General features: G+C 40.9%; 17 protein-coding genes and 2 pseudogenes. 7 read left to right on the top strand and 12 right to left on the bottom strand.

The window, feature by feature from the left end; translation table 11 throughout:
- Positions 1-35 precede the first annotated feature (35 nt).
- A complete protein-coding gene (locus LC608_RS04475; RefSeq protein WP_229552376.1) occupies positions 36-782 on the bottom strand; it encodes a ferritin-like domain-containing protein in 747 nt (248 codons plus the stop codon).
- A 186-nt stretch (positions 783-968) separates the two neighbouring features.
- On the opposite strand from LC608_RS04475, the gene LC608_RS04470 reads away from it, so the two are divergent.
- On the top strand, positions 969-1,538 hold the full coding sequence (locus tag LC608_RS04470) for a thermonuclease family protein (protein ID WP_229552375.1): 570 nt from the start codon (positions 969-971) through the stop codon (positions 1,536-1,538).
- A 142-nt stretch (positions 1,539-1,680) separates the two neighbouring features.
- Here the strand turns inward: LC608_RS04470 and LC608_RS04465 are convergent, their stop codons facing one another.
- Positions 1,681-2,562, bottom strand: a complete 882-nt coding sequence (locus LC608_RS04465; protein WP_229552374.1) for a carbohydrate ABC transporter permease — start codon at positions 2,560-2,562, stop codon at positions 1,681-1,683.
- Positions 2,563-2,587: 25 nt separating this feature from the next.
- Here LC608_RS04465 and purN point away from each other — a divergent pair, with 25 nt between their 5' ends.
- Positions 2,588-3,259, top strand: a complete 672-nt coding sequence (gene purN, locus LC608_RS04460; protein ID WP_229552373.1) for a phosphoribosylglycinamide formyltransferase — start codon at positions 2,588-2,590, stop codon at positions 3,257-3,259.
- A gap of 157 nt (positions 3,260-3,416) precedes the next feature.
- Here the strand turns inward: purN and LC608_RS04455 are convergent, their stop codons facing one another.
- The 7 genes from LC608_RS04455 to LC608_RS04425 all read right to left on the bottom strand — a co-directional run bounded on the left by LC608_RS04455 (position 3,417) and on the right by LC608_RS04425 (position 10,494).
- On the bottom strand, positions 3,417-5,987 hold the full coding sequence (locus LC608_RS04455; protein ID WP_229552372.1) for a GAF domain-containing protein: 2,571 nt from the start codon (positions 5,985-5,987) through the stop codon (positions 3,417-3,419).
- Between the two features lie 776 nt (positions 5,988-6,763).
- Complete coding sequence (locus LC608_RS04450; protein ID WP_229552371.1) at positions 6,764-7,366, bottom strand: CPBP family intramembrane glutamic endopeptidase; 603 nt, start codon at positions 7,364-7,366, stop codon at positions 6,764-6,766.
- Between the two features lie 130 nt (positions 7,367-7,496).
- Positions 7,497-8,561: a DUF3326 domain-containing protein gene (locus LC608_RS04445; RefSeq protein ID WP_229552370.1), complete on the bottom strand. Its 1,065-nt coding sequence runs from the start codon at positions 8,559-8,561 to the stop codon at positions 7,497-7,499.
- Positions 8,562-8,652: 91 nt separating this feature from the next.
- Positions 8,653-8,832, bottom strand: coding sequence for a hypothetical protein (locus tag LC608_RS04440; protein WP_094351499.1), 180 nt, complete (start codon positions 8,830-8,832; stop codon positions 8,653-8,655).
- Between the two features lie 147 nt (positions 8,833-8,979).
- Positions 8,980-9,300 (bottom strand): 2Fe-2S iron-sulfur cluster-binding protein, encoded by a 321-nt coding sequence (locus LC608_RS04435; protein WP_229552369.1) that lies wholly within the window; start codon positions 9,298-9,300, stop codon positions 8,980-8,982.
- 442 nt (positions 9,301-9,742) lie between these two features.
- Positions 9,743-10,087: a flagellar brake protein gene (locus LC608_RS04430; protein ID WP_229552368.1), complete on the bottom strand. Its 345-nt coding sequence runs from the start codon at positions 10,085-10,087 to the stop codon at positions 9,743-9,745.
- A 134-nt stretch (positions 10,088-10,221) separates the two neighbouring features.
- Positions 10,222-10,494 carry a transposase gene (locus tag LC608_RS04425; protein WP_229552367.1) on the bottom strand — a complete coding sequence of 91 codons (273 nt, stop codon included), beginning with the start codon at positions 10,492-10,494 and terminating at the stop codon, positions 10,222-10,224.
- A gap of 927 nt (positions 10,495-11,421) precedes the next feature.
- Between LC608_RS04425 and LC608_RS04420 the strand changes: the two genes are divergently transcribed.
- Positions 11,422-11,823, top strand: a complete 402-nt coding sequence (locus tag LC608_RS04420) for a hypothetical protein (RefSeq protein ID WP_229552366.1) — start codon at positions 11,422-11,424, stop codon at positions 11,821-11,823.
- A gap of 191 nt (positions 11,824-12,014) precedes the next feature.
- Positions 12,015-12,265: pseudogene (locus LC608_RS04415) on the top strand (hypothetical protein); the annotation flags it as partial.
- Between the two features lie 105 nt (positions 12,266-12,370).
- Here LC608_RS04415 and LC608_RS04410 read toward each other — a convergent pair.
- Positions 12,371-12,451: pseudogene (locus LC608_RS04410) on the bottom strand (IS5/IS1182 family transposase); the annotation flags it as partial.
- 26 nt (positions 12,452-12,477) lie between these two features.
- Between LC608_RS04410 and LC608_RS04405 the strand changes: the two are divergent.
- A complete protein-coding gene (locus LC608_RS04405) occupies positions 12,478-13,005 on the top strand; it encodes a hypothetical protein (protein ID WP_374108368.1) in 528 nt (175 codons plus the stop codon).
- A 666-nt stretch (positions 13,006-13,671) separates the two neighbouring features.
- The gene (pepE, locus tag LC608_RS04400) at positions 13,672-14,400 is read left to right on the top strand and encodes a dipeptidase PepE (protein ID WP_229552365.1); all 729 of its coding nucleotides are present in this window, start codon (positions 13,672-13,674) and stop codon (positions 14,398-14,400) included.
- Between the two features lie 51 nt (positions 14,401-14,451).
- Here the strand turns inward: pepE and LC608_RS04395 are convergent, their stop codons facing one another.
- Positions 14,452-15,171 (bottom strand): hypothetical protein, encoded by a 720-nt coding sequence (locus LC608_RS04395; RefSeq protein ID WP_229552364.1) that lies wholly within the window; start codon positions 15,169-15,171, stop codon positions 14,452-14,454.
- A gap of 97 nt (positions 15,172-15,268) precedes the next feature.
- Here LC608_RS04395 and LC608_RS04390 point away from each other — a divergent pair, with 97 nt between their 5' ends.
- Positions 15,269-15,562: a hypothetical protein gene (locus tag LC608_RS04390; RefSeq protein ID WP_229552363.1), complete on the top strand. Its 294-nt coding sequence runs from the start codon at positions 15,269-15,271 to the stop codon at positions 15,560-15,562.
- On the opposite strand, the gene LC608_RS04385 is transcribed toward LC608_RS04390, so the two are convergent.
- Positions 15,545-17,761, bottom strand: a complete 2,217-nt coding sequence (locus LC608_RS04385) for an AAA family ATPase (RefSeq protein ID WP_229552362.1) — start codon at positions 17,759-17,761, stop codon at positions 15,545-15,547. The two genes, LC608_RS04390 and LC608_RS04385, sit on opposite strands and share 18 nt — an antisense overlap.
- Positions 17,762-17,812: the final 51 nt, after the last annotated feature.

Here is a 17,812-nt window from a genome sequence, read left to right as displayed (position 1 = left end):
AGCTAAATGTTGAATGTTCTCAATTCAATTTTTAATTATGACGTAGCTACCAACTCAGAATCGACTTCCGAGGGCGCACTATCTTGGACTAGCGATCGCATTTCACCCTTACGCTGGAGGATACCGCCAACCATTGCCAGCAAGGCGTTTACCTTGCGGGTTCGCCACATATCTACAAGTTCCTGTACTTTAGTCGCAGACATCCGTCGCATCATCGCTTCGTAGAGATAAGCAGCATGTCCAGTTTCATCTTGGGCAATACAAAGCATTCCTAACTTCAAGTTACGAGCGTTTGACTCGTTATCAGGTAATGCTTTCGCCATTCGCGCAAAGTCTTTACTAGCATCTAACTCCAGAATGTATGTGCTAGCCATAAACACATCCCAGTCAATAACAGCCGGTTTTAGCTGTTCTTGGGTGTAGCCTTCAAAGAATGCTGCAAAAAAGGGACTACGCTGTTGTGATTTTTTTGTAGATGTAGTTTGGGGTTGAGCCTTGAAATCTATAACTTGTTTATTTAACTGTTGTAAGGCGTGGGCAAAAATTTTACCATGCCTAGTTTCATCTGATGCATGTTTTGCTAGTTTTTCGGCTAGCCATGTATCACCTTCGGCTGCGGCGCGATCGCTAAGTGCAGATAAAAACGGCACAGAACCAGATTCGGCCAACTGAAACCCCGCAAGGATGTTAGGGCGGGTTTTAGAATCACGAATTTGAGCAGCAGAGTAATAGGCAAAAGCACCCGAACCAGCTAGATGCAGAACGTGAGTCAAGAAGTTCATCAGGAATTCCCGCCGACAATTGGAAGGTTACAATTCTTATACTAATCTGCATTTTCTATAGTGTGCCGCCAGATGCTCTTACTATTTGGAATTGCCTGTGGCAGTATGTCAAAGGTTAACAAATATATCTTTGCATTTTGCTAGTATCATTCCACATAGGTAATGCGGTAATGCAGGTAACTTTGGATGGAGAGATTAACTAAACCAGTGCGATTTTGGCTTTGTGCAACTATCTTAATTTTAGGTTTGATTGGCTGCGACCGCTTTATCGGTACTTCTGGAGAACCAGTTGAGCGAGTCAGTGATGGCGATACTTTAGTAGTGAAAGATACTAACGGCAAAAACCTTACCGTGCGTTTTGCTTGTGTAGATGCGCCAGAAATAGCTCATACTAACAAAGAAAAGCAGAGTAAACGTACTAGCGATCGCAATCAATTTAATTGGGGTGTGAAAGCCCAAGAACGGGTGCAAGAACTGGTGCAACAAGGAGGCGATCGCGTGACTTTGAATATCACCGATAGCGATCGCTATGGACGCAAAATTGCCGAAGTCCGTTTAAAAAATGGCACTTTTGTGCAACAGGTATTGTTGCAAGAAGGATTAGCAAAAGTGTATCGTCCCTATTTAAACAAGTGTCCTAGCAAAGACTTAGTTCAACAAGCCGAAGCTAAAGCCAAGGAACAACGGCTTGGCATTTGGAGCGATACTAAATTTATTAATCCTTGGGAATATCGCAGCCTATATAAAAAAAAGTAAAAATTATAGCTGTTTCTAACTGAATGCACTAAATTTTTTAGCATTGCATATTTACATGGTAATTCAGCAACTTCCAAAATTCTCCCCCTGCCTCCCCTGCTTCCCCTGCTCCCCCTGCCCCCTGCCCCCTGCCCCCTCCCCTCTACTCCTCTCCCCAAGTTTGCAGTTGCAAATAAACTAGTACCATTGTCGCTGCTAATAACACCGTCGCTGCTGCTGCTGCATAACCAAAATCAAATTGAGCAAAAGCCTCTTGGTAGATGTAGTAAACCAGCAAATTAGTCGAATTCAGTGGCCCACCACTAGTCATTACAAAAACTTGCTCAAAACTCCGCAATGTAAAAATCGCGGTAGTGATGACTGCAAATATCACAGTCGGGCGCAATCCAGGGAGAGTAATATACCAAAATTGTTGCCAAGCATTTGCTCCATCCAAATCTGCTGCTTCATAACGGCTGGGAGGAATTGCTTGTAACCCCGCTAAAAAAACTACCATATTGAAACCGAGTTGTTTCCAAATACTCATTAAAATAATTACTGGCATTGCCCAAAATGTGTCTCCTAGCCAGGGTATGGCTGGAATACCGAAAAAGTCTAAAAGTCCGTTTACTGGCCCAGATGTTTGAAACAGCCAACGAAATCCCAAACCGGCTGCCACAAGTGAGATAATTGAAGGCAGAAAATAGGCACTCCGCAGAATGCCCCGCAAGGGAATGGAGCGATTTAATAGCACTGCCAATCCTAAAGAGATAACTAAACTGGGAATGATGGTGGCAACAGTAAAATAAAACGTGTTACCCAAAACTTGCCAGAAGTCGGGGTTGAGTAGCAAGCGCGTATAGTTTTTTAAGCCTATCCAATAAATACCTTTTAGAGTGAAACTACCAGCAGTGAAACTGAGGTAAAACAAATAAGCGATCGGCCAAATGATAAAAACGCTCAGTAAAATTAATGCTGGTGTGAGAAAAATCCAGGCAGCTACTGTATCATTATCCAACCACGACTTAGAATATTTTTTTTGCATCTATATATTAACCCTCTTAGCTGTTATGACCTTCCGCCCTGATTCTACCCTTAGCTTGGTTTCTCCTAGTATTAGCGATGTATGCCGACAAGTTACCCCTTTAAAACTGGGAATTATGGCTTCTGGGAATGGCAGCAATTTTGATGTAGTTGCTCAAGCTATCCAAGATGGGCAGCTAAATGCCCAAATTCAAGTTTTAATTTACAATAACCCCTCAGCTAAAGCAGCCGTCAGAGCAACCAAAAGAGGTGTAGAAGCTGTTTTATTGAATCACCGCAACTATAAAAATCGAGAAGAGTTTGATCAGAAAATCGTGCAGACATTGCGACAGTACGATGTAGAATGGGTGATTTTGGCAGGTTGGATGCGATTGTTAACGTCAGTTTTCATCGATGCTTTTCCTGATAAAATTATCAATATCCATCCTAGTTTGTTACCTAGTTTTAAGGGAATCCATGCTGTAGAACAAGCCTTAGCATCTGGGGTAAAAATCACTGGTTGTACAGCGCATATAGCTTGTTTAGAAATGGACAGTGGCCCAATATTGATGCAAGCCGCAGTACCAGTATTGCCGGATGATACACCAGAAACACTCCACGCCAGGATTCAAATTCAGGAACATCGAATTTTACCATTAGCGATCGCTCTAGCAGCTTCTTCGTCAAAAACTACACTAAGCTCGATGCATTTGGGTTAAAAGAGGACAAGGGGCAGGGGGCAGGGAGAAAGGGGGAAAAGAACCTGCATCAAGCCTTTGATTTTTCCCTTATACCCTGCTACTGACTTTCTGCTCTTTTGCTTCTTCCTGCTCCCTGCTCCCTGCTTCCTGCCCTATTGCATCATCTCTTACAAAGCTATACTTCAGTAGCTTGATACGCTTGTAGAAGCCTAGCATGATCGAGAGTAAATCCTACTTGCATCGCTATCTGGGTAAATAAATCAATCTCAGGCTGTTGCCAATCACGGGGGCCAGAACACTGATGTGCAACTAACAAACCAAATAGCTGGTCATCTTTGATAATGGGTGCTACTAAATTTGCTTTCACACCAAAGGATTCGAGCAGGTTAATGTGACAATCAGCCAAACCGGCCTCGTAAATGTTGTTTGTTGCTACAACACGACCAGCCTGGTACTTTTCTATATAGTTTTCAGTGAAACAAGGGTCGTAAATTTTAGACCGCAAAACTTTGGGATAACCTGGAACTACTGATTCAGCAATTATAATTCCGAACCAATTAGCGTAAAAGCTATAAACTAATACTCGGTCAACACTCAGTGCTTTGCGAACCTCTTCTACAGTAGTTTTGAGAACATCCTCTTCTTTGAGTGATTGGCGAATGCTGCGGGTAATATCCACCAGTAACTGACTTCGCCTACTTTCAGCTTCGATTCGTTGTAAGAGTCTTGCATGGTCGAGAGCAAATCCCACTTGCATTGCTATTTGGCCAAATAAATCAATCTCAGATTGTTGCCAATCACGAGGTTTAGAACACTGATGTGCAATTAATAAACCAAATAGCTGTTCATCTTTAAGAATGGGGGCTACCAAATTTGCTTTGACAGCAAAGGATTCGAGTAGGCTAATCTGATAATCAGCCAAACCGGCTTCATAAATGTTGTTTATTGCTAAAACGCGACCAGACTGATAATCTTCTACATAGCCTTGACCAAAATATAGGTCTTGGATTTCAGATCGCAGAACTTTTGGATAGGTGAGAACAACTGATTCGGCAATCACAGTTCCAGAATAATTAGCATTAAAGCTATAAACCATCACTCGGTCAGTACTCAGTACTTTACGAACTTCTTCCACAGTGGTTTTGAGGACATCCTCTTCGTTGAGCGATTGGCGAATGCTGCCGATAGTATCCGCCAGCAATTGACTTTGCACATTCTCAGCCTCGATTCGTTGCACGAGTCTGGCATGGTCGAGAGCAAATCCCACTTCCATCGCTATTTGGGCACATAAATCAATCTCAGACTGTTGCCAATCACGAGGTCTGGAGCATTGGTGTGCAACTAATAAACCAAATAGTTGTTTATCTTTGAGAATAGGTGCGACCAAATTTGCTTTCACACCAAAGGATTCGAGCAGGTTAATATGACAATCACGCAAACCAGCTTCATAAATGTTATTCGTGGCTTGAACGCGACCAGACTGATACTTTTCTACATAATCCTGAGCAAAACATGGGTCTTGGATTTCAGACCGCAAAACTTTGGGATAACCTGGAACCACTGATTCTGCAATCACTGTTCCAGACCAATTAGCGCTAAAAGTATAGACCAGCACTCTATCACTACTCAGTGCTTTACGAACCTCTTCCACGGTGGTTTTGATGATATCCTCTTCGTTAATCGATTGGCGAATGCTGCGGGTAATTTCTATAAATGCCTGAGCTATATCTGCTTTCGTATCAACCTGTTCTAGAAGTTTGGTGTAGTCAAGGGCGAATCCTACTTGTATAGCTATCTGAGCCAACAAATCAATCTCAGACTGCTGCCAAAAACGAATTCTAGAACACTGATGTGCAATCAATAAACCGAATAGCTGTTTGCCTTTGAGAATAGGTGCTACTAAATTAGATTTGACAGCAAATTGCTCTAGCAATTCAATATCACTATCACTAAGATCGGCTTGATAGATATTATCAATAGCACGGATGGAACCATTCTGGTATTTTTCTCTATACCCTGCCTCGAACCCAGGCTCAGGGACTGTAACGCCTAATACTCTTGGCAAACCAGGTGCTACTGACTCAGCGATAAAGGTTCCATTACAACCGGATTTGAAGCAAAAAATGGTTACACGGTCAATGCTTAAAGCTTTACGAATTTCTTCTGAGGTAATTTTTAGAACATCTTCTTCATTGAATGATTCTCGAACCCATCGCGTAATTTTAATTAATAATTGGGAGTAATCAGCTTCGGCTTCTTTCTCCTTTATCAAAACTGAAAGCAGTTCTGTGAATAAGTTTATGTTTCTCTCTAACATCACTAATTCATCTTCATTAGCAATGAAATATTGAGTAAACTCACTGTCTGGACGTAGCTTGTTTTTGATACTATTAGAAGTTGCCGCAGCTTTACTGATTCGACTAAAAGCTCGATTAGTCACAAAAGCAGCGATCGCACCTGTTAAAATTGCTGTTACTCCCATACCAGTTAACAAGAGCGACAATTGTTTCTGTAGAGCTAGTTCAGTTTCTGTTGAACTTGCCGCACTCTCAAGTCTTACTTGCGGAATTTGTTTGGTAATTAAATTAATTCCGTAGTGGTAAGTAGCTGTTCCAATTGCAACTACAGGAAGGATACTAATGCTTAGTGCCCAAACAATTGCTTTAGTTTTTAAACTCCATTTTTGTTGCCACAGCCTTTGTTCACGATTTCGTCTTGCTTGGTTTTGAGAAAAAGACTGATTCATAAATGAAACCTGGATTGCTGCAATTGAGAATCAAGTAAATAACCTCTCCACCAAATTCTACACAAAACTTATTTAACAAGGAGTAGGTTTCAGGAGTACTTTAAGGCACTACCTTTTACGTCGTACCCCATAAAGCTTTTGTTGTCTTTGACCTCAAAAAAATCAGGTCTGATTAACGGGCTTGTTAACAATAAAATGGCGTAGGCGTAGCCCATCGTAGATATCGCTTTGTTTAATGTCTCATTTTCTTATCAGGTGTATAGTTTTCTGGCAAAACAGCCAAAAAATCTTTCTTTTTCAACAATAGTTCTACAGACTTTTCACAATTAGCATCCCCCCTCAGAAAGAGAAGGAACAACGCGATAATAAGCCTTTAGTCCGCTTGACAGCACAGAAACTTACTACTCACCTTACTTGAATTTGCGTAGCGGCACGACGTCCAGGAAGAAGTTTTGGTTTAACTATATTTATTGTAGTCTACTTGACTAAAAATCTCTGTAACTGAGGGCAAACAAACATACTTTATAAAAAATTTATAGCATATAACTAAGTATGAATATCTATATAAACACAACTTATAAATGTTGAAGCTGTAGTTAAAACAGCTCCTTCTGTGATTATAATTGCTGAACCTATCCGTAAAAGCAGGGCGACTCGCTTAAAAACTTTTGTACAAAAAGCATTTAGTCAAAGCGTTCAAAAGCCGTAATTTATTCTATGGTTGATAGTGTGCGATGCCTGGGTTGGGCTACGCCTTGGCACTAATTCCTAGAAGCTCAAAATTTATTTTTTAATTGCCGTAATTGCGACATTTTCCAGAAATAGCTAGAAATCCAATTGGTAATAATGTGAGCGACAATGGGCACTAATAAGTTGCCAGTGAGCAGGGCACTATATGCGAATATCATCCCGACAATTGTTGCCCAAATCACATAAGGCCATTGTTGGGAACCACTAAAATGCAAGATGCCAAAGCAAAGACTAGATACAATGACAGCCAGATGATCTAAGCCTAAAGCAGGCAGCATTACACCTCTAAATAATAATTCTTCACTCAATCCCGGTAGTAACCCTAGCCAAATCAAGTCTGGTAAGGCTAAGGGCCTTAGTACCATTTCTAGATAATAATCTGCACTTTTACGATAGGCAGTCCAAACGCGATAAGCTACGCCACTTAACGCAGTGATGACCAATCCTAACCCTACACCCAACAGCAACTCTCTTTGGTTCAAGTTCCAAGAAAATAGGGAAAAGTTGCCAAGGTATAAGGAGAGTTTGGCGACTATCAACAAAATGATTGCAGTCGCTCCCATCGCCCCAAGTATTTGGATGCGCGTCAGGTATGGAATTTCTGGCTTTTGCTTTTGTTGTTCAATCATGAGTTTTTAAGGGGGCAGGGGGGCAGGGGGCAGGGACGCAGGGGAGCAGGGAGCAGGGGGAGTAGGGGAGGGGAGCAGGGAAGGCAGGGGGAGCAGGGGAAGCAGGGGGAGAATAACTAATGACTAATGACTAATGACTAATTGACTGCACAGGTAATAAGTTGGGACGGAGAGCGGAGGGATTAATACCTGCTTTGTGTGCTACTAATACACCCACTGCTTCTAAATATGAGTTTACCTGTATACATTTGATCCCCAACGGTTGCGGAGGAACTTTTATTAGAGTTTTATTTTCTTCTACTGTAATTATTTGGCATCGTCTTTGGCTTAAACTCAGTAAGGCACTGCTACCACAAGCATTTGCTGGTACGATCGCAGCATCTACTTCATCTACCCAAATATCTTCTTGCTGCGATCCGATTGCTCCTTTCTCTACTATAAATTGTGGGGCACGGCTTAATCCGACAAGGACACACGGCAAAAAGGTATAGCCCAATTCTTCGGCGGCGGAACGGGGAGATAAATCAGGTTGCGGAGGTTCGCTCAAAAGGGCGGGAGAATGGGCGCAAGGAATTTGAAAGGTTCGCACTAGCAAATGGCTAATTACGGCTTCTGCACCCGCCAGAGAATCTACGCCTTCACCTTGGCGATATTTCTGTACTGCTTCCTCATCCATATCATCGGGGAAACGGGCTACAACTGCGATCGCTTCTGCCCCAGCTTTTTTAATTAATATCTCAGCTGCTCGTAATAAACTATCCGGGTTGCCAATCGTTCCCCAACTAGCTCCCGATGCTGTAGTCCGTAATTCTACATTTAACGGGGCATCAGTAATTACATAATCTGTTAAAGTTAATCCCAGAGTTGCTCTGACTGCATCTGCTGCTTGTATATGTCGTAGCCGTAACTCTGGCTCAATGGCTTGGTCTAAAAGCAAACCTACTTTGTTGCTGCGGACTGGACGCAAACCCCAACATCCAGAGGCGAATTTGTCAAGCCCGTAACCTTCAACATAGAAAGCGTTTGGAAGGTTCCAGTATAAACTTGCACCGTTAAGGACATTGGGGTGAGTAATTAGGCGATCGCAAACCTGTGCTATAACTTTGGCAACAGGTAAAGCATCTCCTGCATAACCCCCAATGGCAGCCCCAACGCCTGTTGGTACAATTAAGATAGCGGTATACGGACGATTCATTTTAAGTTAAGAGTGATGAGTGATGAGTTTATGAATCACAAGCCATCAAATCCTAACTCTTGTACAGACGCGATTAATCGCGCCTCTACTCCTAACTCTTAACTGTAGTCACCACCGCTTCAACTGTAGCTTTTTGTTCGTCAGCATCCACAGAAGTAACTGCCCAACGCAGAGGTTCGCCTTGTTTCTTCAACTCTGTTTCAATTACTTCTAGTAACTCTGCGGGAGTTTCTTGTAAATCAATTTCTGCGGTAATAAAATGAGTTGTCATTTTGGTAAATCCTGTTGATTTGTAGTTTCTAGAATAGCTGATATCAGTGGCGATGAGATACTTATGTTATTTCTCAGTTTTAGTAATACCAGCGAACAGTTACCAATAATTAAATCAATATCCTGATAATTGATAACTGATAACTGATTATTTGCCTTTGCCAAATTGTAACTGATAAAGTACATCTTCTTTTTCCGTCTGAATTTTCAAATCAGAAAGGGGTTTGGCAATACAAAGCAATACGTAACCTTGCTTTTGCAAATCTGGACTAACGCCCATACCATCAGTTTGATCCACACTTCCCTCGCTTATTTGTCCGGCGCAAGTTGTGCAAACACCTGCATTACAAGAACTCGGCAGTTCCAAACCAGCAGCATCGGCAACTGATAAGATCGTTTCATTTTCAGGAACTTGCAAGGTATGAATTTTGCCTTGGTGATCAATTTCTACGGTGTAAGTTTTAGGCATATACAAAAGAAGCGTGATGCTACGGACAAATTTCTTAGTTTATCTGAATTAGTTAAAAATATCCAGATGTTACTATAAAAATTTAGGTTAAATAGTGAAAATTATAGCAACTAATTCTGAACATTTTGTGTGTTAGTAACATTATTTACTATACAATACACAAATAAATTAGTTAAATTTGCTTACTATAAATATGCGCGTAGGCGTAGCCCGCCGTAGGCATCGCGTTTCCCCCTCCTTGGAAAGGGTGGGCAAATAGACTCTTAAAGCCCCTCTTAGAAAGCTATAGTTGTTGTATACACAAGTCAAATTACCCCCCTTAATCCCCCCTTATAAAGGGGAGAAACAAGAAAATCCGGTTCCCTCTCCTTTATAGAACCCATTTGAGATCTATACAGGAGGGCAATCGAATTTGGCTGAACTACGAGCTAAGTTACAAATTTTATAGATTGATCGTCAGGATTTTTTTCTTGCTTTTTTTGTCGCTCAACACGACTGTATTGTAGGGTAATGTATCCGTTCCCAGCGGAATTGGCAGCCTAAAACTGGGGCTTTTATGATCGAGTTCGCCTAAATCAATGCTTTTCGTTATATCGCCATCTGTTGCAAGATTTGCGGTAAGTTCGCCTTTATAATCTTCAATTAAAAAGTCTCTAAAGAAAACGACTTCCCCACCCTCAGGATCTATACCAAGGATGACCGTACCGCTGAAAGTTGCGCCTTTTCGTTCTTCATTAACCGTTGCCATTGTGATTTCCGAGGGGTTTTGACCGGACATATCTGCCATAAACTTTTTCCTGAGCGAATTCTCAACAATTGAAAATGATTTTACAAGAGCGCTATGGGCGATCGCAAAACTCTCAGGACGTATTTCTGCATCGGTCTTGCAAATGTATAGCCAAGTTACTTCTGGTTATACGCCTAATTGGAAGATTGAGTAGGGATGAGTAGGGGCCCAAAGCGATCACGAAGCGTTGCTGCAAAGCAGATCGCATCGCAGAAACCTGATAGAGGGGAGACGGCGGTAAATATGCAGGGTAAATCACACCAGTTACACCCATTCTTGAGTTGATAGAAGATACCATCTAAGATTTGTCGCTTTGTCCACTTTGGCGGTCTGGTTTGCTTTTTCTGCGGCAATAGTGGTTCAATGATTGCCCACTCTTTGTCGGTTAAGCTGCTGGAGTACGGCATTTATTTCTCATTTTACCCGTTCTTCCAAGATCCCAAATGGGTTCTATAAGGGGAGGGTTAGGGTGGGGTAAAAAAATATTTGATACATGAATAAATTTTTCTGCTACCTCATGCACCTCAGTGTCTTCAGTGACTCTCTGCTTATCCCTTTGACTTTTGACTTTTGACTTCCCCAACGGGGCTGCTTGCTATAATGCACTCACCAACAAACTTTAGTCATCAATGTTATAAGGTTGACTCTTAAGGTTACAGCATTAAGCCTTAGAGCTAGAACATAAAGGCTTAAGGTTACAACATTAAGCCTTAGAGCTAGAACATAAAGGCTTAAGGTTACAACATTAAGCCTTAGAGCTAGAACATAAAGGCTTAAGGTTACAACATTAAGGCTTAAAGTTAAAGCGATCTTGCTGTTGACATAGAATACAAACCATTTGTAGGGGCACAGCAATCCTCATAAGTGTCAACTTAAGCTTAAACCCTTATTCCACAGGCATTTTACCCCACCCTAACCCTCCCCTTGGAAAGGGGAGGGAACTAGATTTCCGGCTTCCCCCCAATGCATCGGGGGGATTGAGGGGGGTAATTTGACTTGTGTGTACACGGTAGCCTTGGCAAGGGGAGGAGAAGTTTTGGCTTTAGACAAAACTGGGGTGGGGTAACGTAGATAGTGATTGTAAGCAAGTGGACTTAATACCAGGTGATTCTAGGGCTTTGACGTTAAGTTGACACCTATGATCATTGCTGTGCCCTATTGTCTATTGCTTAAACATAATATTATTTTGCTGAAAATCAACCTTTGATGATTAAATTCCGAGAAATTACGGGCATAAATAAAAACTTTTACCAAAAGAATGCGCTTTTTGCTGAACCAGAATCCAGGCTAATTGAGACACAATAGCTCAGTAAAGCTTTTCAAAGTGTAAAATTATGACTCGAAGAAAACGTAGTTCCCGGATTTTAGAAAAAGCTGAGTTTAGAGTTGCCGGGTTGAAAGCTATCGATCCAAATATCAATTTTAATGATACTTACAACTTGCAAAACCTGAATCAATTAATAGATAATTTTCACAATACGCTTGATGATTATAACGCTGCTATAGCTATGATTGAGTCTTCTAGAAAAAAGCTAGATGAGATGGAAAAAAACTTAAGTCAGGTTTCAGACAAAATGCTGATGGGGGTTGGTTTCAAGTACGGCAAAAACAGCAATGAATATGAACTTGCAGGCGGCGTTAGAGACAGCGAACGAATCCGTAAAAGCAGATTGACACGCTTGAAATCTAACACAGATAAAACATCAGATGAAAATGTAGTAACCGCCACGCCCTAACGGGAAGTCAAAAGTCAAAAGGCTTATAAAATCTGCTTTTAAGTTTTTTAGAATGGTATCTGTGAAAATTAAAGGTGTCCAGATCCCCGACTTCTCAAAGAAGTCGGGGATCTATTTCATCATGAATGATTTAGCACTGCTATATAATAAGACTTTGCATTAACCCAGAACTTCCAAAATCTTAAAATTGAATGACCAGGTTTATCCATGATAAATTTGCCAAAGACTATCTGAACTACTAAAAGATTACGGAGAAGTTAAGGCATCAGAAAAAGTCTTAGGAGAGATAAAAGAAATAGATGTTTTATTCACTCCTGCTAAACAGCAAAGTTCTAATATACAAATACTGGGTTTGCTAGGAAGATTTGCAGAACAGCCTGCAATTATAGAAGCATACCGCAATCCAGCTTCTACCGATGAAATCTGCGACTGTATTCTAAGAGGGTGTTTGAAAAGTTTTGAGAAGTTAAATGTTATGTCAATCGCCTCACGATAATACGGATGGAGGCAAGATGGATAAATGTCTCCGAATGTTTCGGGCAATAACTACTGCTCGCATATCAGTTGGGCGGGGATGTCCACCTAACTTAGCTGGTGGAATCAGAGGCGCAAGGATTTCCCACTCCATATCATTTAAGTCTGTAGGATAAGACTATGGTTATCAAACACCCTGTTTTTCTTGCACTGTTACCACTCTCAATTATCTGCGTTAGTACTCTTTCCGGCTCTACATTCCATTCACCAATACCAACAGCACTAGCACTGACCAAGGACAACCAAAAATCCCCATCAATTATTTTCTTTCTCCCAAAGGAACGCCCTCAGCCTGGAGTCGGCTGGGAAATTACCACCACTTCCACCAAGGCAGAGATAGCCCTAGCAAAGCATTTGGTGAAGATAGGTGCAAAAGAATACGTTGCTTGGTGGTGTCCTCATTGCCACGAACAGAAGTTACTTTTTGGTAAAGAAGCCTACCAGATTATCAACGACAGCATTCAAGTTGAGTGCGACAAGAGAGGCATCAATCCTCATCCCGATTTATGTAAAGCTGCGAAGGTTCCAGGCTTTCCCACTTGGGTCATCAATGGACATCTTTATAGTGGCGTGCAAAACCTTAAAGAGCTTGCGAAAGCTTCTGGCTACAAAGGAGATATGAACTTTCGTTACATCCAAAGCCAATAAAGAGTGTGTATTTACTTTTTTAAATTTTTTGTAAAAAGTCCAAGATCAACGAATAGCTTTGAAAGTATTGTAAAGTAGTTTATAGCGCTTAAACCCTGCTTCATACAAAGAATTTGCCTCCGGCTGTACCACATTACTATCTTGCGATAATATCTTAAGTGCAGTTTGTAAATTGGGGTAAATACCAGGGCAAACGCATCTAAAGTATAAGAATCCTTTAATAGCAAGGGTTTCGGCGTTTTTAAATTTAGCCTATTTTTTCGTCAATATCCTTACCCAGTAAGGGTTTCAGAAATACCGTGCGTTCGCCCTGGGGTAAATACTAGCCCTGTCAAGGTGACAAATAGCCGGATAATAATGCCATGCGATCGCAAAGGAAAAAGTAGCGGAGGATATGGTGAATGCTGGGTGCAATATTTGAGCGTTTTGTCAAAGAGAGTCCAATAAGTGTAATGGTTCGAGGGCTTATGGAAAGAGTATTCGCGCCAGAAACAATCAATCAAATATTTGAGGAAAACGCTTCATCCCAGTACACGCGAGAACTACTTTTTGCACATAGTTCCGAGCGTGATCGCCCAAAAAGCTATGAACTGGTTTACTCAACCAACACCGAGTGTAAATTAACCATTTTTTATTATAGATAATTACAACTATAGGAAATAAATCATGTCAAAAAGATTGTTATTACTTAGTAATTCAACAAATATCGGTGAAGAATACTTATTTTATCCTCGTCAGGAAATTAAAAGTTTTTTAGGAAACTCTGTCAATAAAATAGTGTTTATCCCTTTTGCAGGAGTTACTTCAACTTATCAGCAGTATAGCGAAAAAGTTGAAAAAGTATTTCAAGATATAGGTTATGAAGTTGATGCTATTCATTTGGTTGAAAATCCTCATGAATTAATTAAAAACGCAGAAGCTATAGTAGTTGGAGGCGGAAACACTTTTCATTTAATACATTGCTTACACCAGACTAAACTACTTGAAGACATCAGAAATAAAGTTAGTAATGGAACTCCTTATATCGGATGGAGTGCAGGTTCTAATGTTGCTTGTCCTACCATCAAAACAAGTAATGATATGCCAATAATTGAACCGATAAGTTTTCAAGGATTGAATTTAGTTCCTTTTCAAATCAACCCCCACTATACAAATGCAGTAATCCCAAATCAGAATGGAGAAACAAGAGAACAAAGACTGGAAGAGTTCTTAGTTTTAAATCCAGATATTTATGTCGTAGGGTTGCCGGAAGGAACAATGTTAAAAATTGAAGATTCATCAATCAAATTGATTGGCAACAAAACGATATATTTATTCAAGTTTGGACAAGAAAAACAAGAGTATTATCCTAATGATAATTTGGATTTTCTTCTTGAAAGAGTTTCTTCTGCATGATGACCATTTTTAAATGACTAAGACGAGTTTTTATTTGTTAATTACTTAGCCTCAGCTTTTTTGCGCTTTTTTCAACCCGTCGAACTCACTTTCAAAATTATTAACCCGACGGCGATATTGATGTAGCAACAAAGCCGCTCCAGTAAAACCCAAACCAACTAGCGTTGTTGTAGCTGCTGGTTCTGGAACTCTTTGAGGAGTCCGTATAGAGAAATTTAGTACAGCTACACCCCTAGAGGTTAAGGGTCCATCAGTTGAACCTGGAGTCAGCCTGTCTTCTTGGGTGAAAGTTATTAAGCCTGTAGCATTCTCGAATATACCAGTTCCATCAGTAACATTTATGATGCCACCACCGACAATAGTTTGTTGAACTAGATCGATGACAGCGCTATCGCTTGCTCTTCCAAATAACTCATTAGAACCACCAAAATAGCGATCGCCACGAAGGTTGCCTTCTATGCCAAATACAGATGGATCTGCATCAAATGTGCTGAATATTTGGGTTGGGCGTTCCTCAAAACGCCCATAAGTTCTGCTGTCAAAGTTAGTTAATCCGAAAGGGGCATCACCAATACTTTCACCTAAAACGGCTACATCTAGAATGTTTTTTTCCTCATTAAAAACTGGACCAAAGATAGCTAGTGCGTCGTAAGTAATACTGAACTTATAAATATTTTCCGTACTCTGTGCGATTACTTCTTGTACATTCGCTCCAAAACTAAATAAAGTTAAGGCTACGGGAATGAACCATGTGACTTTTTGACAGAGCATGATAGTCCTTTGTTTTTTAAGTTAAAACACAGAGTGTAAATAAAATAGTGTCTCACCCAAAATAATACTAGAACTTATGCACTTTACAACAAGAATTTTGTCAAGGAGTTGCGGGAAAATTGAGCCAGAGAAAAATCTGGTGCAAGCTATGACTCCAACTACCCCAGTTCTAACTGATAGTAAAACCTTGAATGAAGTACTTAACTCTTTAACGGAGAATCTTCCAATTCAGACTCAAGGTAAGTGTGAACAACAAAATATTTTTGAAATTTTAATTCGGGCTGCTACCCAGAGAGATAGTATTGAAAACACTACTAAAGTCCTAAAAAATGTTCCAACCAGTAATGATATTCGTTACCATTTGGAGAAATATTCATCCGCTAATCTTTAAAAATGCCACAGTGCTTGACCAAGTAACGGATTGATTGAGTAAGTAACGAATAAATAAACTTTTAATAATATCTAATTCCCCACTTGTCAAATTTGCAGCCAGACGATCTGCATAGCTTGGTCGATTAGGATTAGCAGTAAATAAACGCTTGATAAAATGATCAGAGATATGTATTGGTGTTAAATACTGTTCAATAACCAGTTGTACGCAGTGTCCATTTGAGGCAAAAGCGTGATGTAAATCGTCAGCATCCCAGTTAAACATGGGGTCAGAGGCATCTGTATAAATAGCTTCTTCGGCTAAAACTAATCGCTCATACAATTGGGCATCTAAATTTTGGTTAGGCAGTAAGCGGTAAAACCTTTGGGTATGACGAGGTACTGTCTCACTTAAAATAAGCTTGACCGAGTGCGGGATCAATTGAGCTAAAATTTGGGCTGCAAGCCCCTTATTTAGTTCCGAGGCTAGTACATTGCGCCCGATAATAGAGTCAAACTGTACATTTGGTGCAAGAGATGTCAGCATCGCAGGTATCTGTGCAACAGATGCAGTAAAAATTATTGGTCGCATCGTTTCAGGAAGTGCCGCAGCAAGTTCATTTAAAGCATTGGCATCAGAACTATTGCGAACACAAGCATAAACCCCACCTTCGGGAACTTGCCGGATTGCTTCCCAAGTAAGTAAACCACTGGCGGCATTAAGATCTAATACTAAATGATGACGTTGTAATTGAGCGAAACTAAAAATGCGATCGCGCACAGATGCTAATTGTGTACTTACCTGAGAAAGTGTGCGTTGCAACCAGCGCTCATCTGCTCGGTCAACAGTTCCATAAGTCATCACTTCCACTGGTGCAACACCAATCCCCTCTACTATTGCAGCAAGTTGAGCTTCTCGACGACGTGCTACTTGTGTTGCGATTTGGTATTCATAACCTTGGGTTGATGGTTGGTAAAACAATTGGCCTTGCAAGCTCTTGGGTAAATATTGCTGTTCTACCCAATGATCTCGATAAGCGTGAGGATAGAGATAACCCGCCCCATGTCCAAAACCTTTTTTATCTCGATTGGCATCTTTAAGATGAGTGGGAACGGGAGCAACATTTTCAATTTCTACTGCGGCTAAAGCATCAAAAAAGCCCATAATGCTATTGGATTTTGGTGCAGTCGCTAAATAAAGTACTGCCTGCGCCAAATGATAACGTCCTTCCGGCATTCCCACGCGATCAAAGGCTTCGGCACAAGCATTTGTAATGACAACTGCTTGAGGGTCAGCTAATCCGACATCTTCGCTTGCAAGAATTAACATGCGACGGAAAATGAAACGCGGGTCTTCACCTGCATAAACCATTTTGGCTAGCCAGTAGAGTGCTGCATCTGGGTCAGAACCTCGTAAGCTCTTGATAAAAGCACTGATGGTATCAAAATGGACATCCCCTTCTTTATCATATAAAACAGCACGTTGCTGAATTGATTCTTCTGCCACTGCTAGGGGAATATGAATAATACCTGTAGCATCCGGGGATGTAGTCTCTACAGCCAGTTGCAAGGCATTTAATAATGAACGAGCATCACCATTGGCAACATTAACTAGATGAGCTAAAGCATCTACGTCAATTTGTACTGTTAACTTGCCATAACCGCGTTCAGAATCAGCTAGTGTTTGCTCAACAATTTTGTATAAATCTTTATCAGTTAATTGCTGAAGTTGAAAAATCCGCGAACGGCTGACAAGTGCTTTATTGACTTCAAAAAAAGGATTTTCGGTGGTAGCACCAATGAGAATGATTGTACCATTCTCTACCCAAGGCAATAGAGCATCTTGTTGAGACTTGTTAAAACGATGGACTTCATCGACAAAAAGAATAGTTCGTTGATTATGAAACTTGCGCTCTTCTTGGGCTTTTTCAATTGCCGCTCGAATTTCTTTAACTCCTGAGAGTACAGCATTGATAGCAATGAAGTGAGCGCGGGTGGTGTTGGCAATAACACGCGCTAGAGTAGTCTTGCCAGTCCCGGGTGGCCCAGAAAAGATTAAAGAAGACAGTTGATCCAAACTAATAGCACGCCGCAGTAGCCTTCCTTGTCCGATAATATGCTCTTGACCAATAAATTCATCAAGTGTCCGTGGACGCATCCGAGCTGCCAGGGGTGCTGATTCTTCAGTTATTTTTGCAAGATGCTGGTCAAATAAGTCCATTATTTAATACGTCGAGAAGAGGTGGGGTTTTTCGAGCCATAAAAGATTTAT

The sequence above is a fragment of the Nostoc sp. XA010 genome (genome assembly GCF_020829625.1).
Taxonomy (GTDB): Bacteria; Cyanobacteriota; Cyanobacteriia; order Cyanobacteriales; family Nostocaceae; genus Nostoc.
Note: the sequence above shows the minus strand (reverse complement) of the source record. Positions and strands in the feature narration are given on the sequence as shown.

Bases quoted from the DNA above. Each gene is read 5' to 3' on its own strand.
- LC608_RS04475 (WP_229552376.1), bottom strand. From the start codon at position 782: ATGAACTTCTTGACTCACGTTCTGCATCTAGCTGGTTCGGGTGCTTTT.
- LC608_RS04470 (WP_229552375.1), top strand. From the start codon at position 969: ATGGAGAGATTAACTAAACCAGTGCGATTTTGGCTTTGTGCAACTATC.
- LC608_RS04465 (WP_229552374.1), bottom strand. From the start codon at position 2,562: ATGCAAAAAAAATATTCTAAGTCGTGGTTGGATAATGATACAGTAGCT.
- purN (WP_229552373.1), top strand. From the start codon at position 2,588: ATGACCTTCCGCCCTGATTCTACCCTTAGCTTGGTTTCTCCTAGTATT.
- LC608_RS04455 (WP_229552372.1), bottom strand. From the start codon at position 5,987: ATGAATCAGTCTTTTTCTCAAAACCAAGCAAGACGAAATCGTGAACAA.
- LC608_RS04450 (WP_229552371.1), bottom strand. From the start codon at position 7,366: ATGATTGAACAACAAAAGCAAAAGCCAGAAATTCCATACCTGACGCGC.
- LC608_RS04445 (WP_229552370.1), bottom strand. From the start codon at position 8,561: ATGAATCGTCCGTATACCGCTATCTTAATTGTACCAACAGGCGTTGGG.
- LC608_RS04440 (WP_094351499.1), bottom strand. From the start codon at position 8,832: ATGACAACTCATTTTATTACCGCAGAAATTGATTTACAAGAAACTCCC.
- LC608_RS04435 (WP_229552369.1), bottom strand. From the start codon at position 9,300: ATGCCTAAAACTTACACCGTAGAAATTGATCACCAAGGCAAAATTCAT.
- LC608_RS04430 (WP_229552368.1), bottom strand. From the start codon at position 10,087: ATGGCAGATATGTCCGGTCAAAACCCCTCGGAAATCACAATGGCAACG.
- LC608_RS04425 (WP_229552367.1), bottom strand. From the start codon at position 10,494: ATGCCGTACTCCAGCAGCTTAACCGACAAAGAGTGGGCAATCATTGAA.
- LC608_RS04420 (WP_229552366.1), top strand. From the start codon at position 11,422: ATGACTCGAAGAAAACGTAGTTCCCGGATTTTAGAAAAAGCTGAGTTT.
- LC608_RS04405 (WP_374108368.1), top strand. From the start codon at position 12,478: ATGGTTATCAAACACCCTGTTTTTCTTGCACTGTTACCACTCTCAATT.
- pepE (WP_229552365.1), top strand. From the start codon at position 13,672: ATGTCAAAAAGATTGTTATTACTTAGTAATTCAACAAATATCGGTGAA.
- LC608_RS04395 (WP_229552364.1), bottom strand. From the start codon at position 15,171: ATGCTCTGTCAAAAAGTCACATGGTTCATTCCCGTAGCCTTAACTTTA.
- LC608_RS04385 (WP_229552362.1), bottom strand. From the start codon at position 17,761: ATGGACTTATTTGACCAGCATCTTGCAAAAATAACTGAAGAATCAGCA.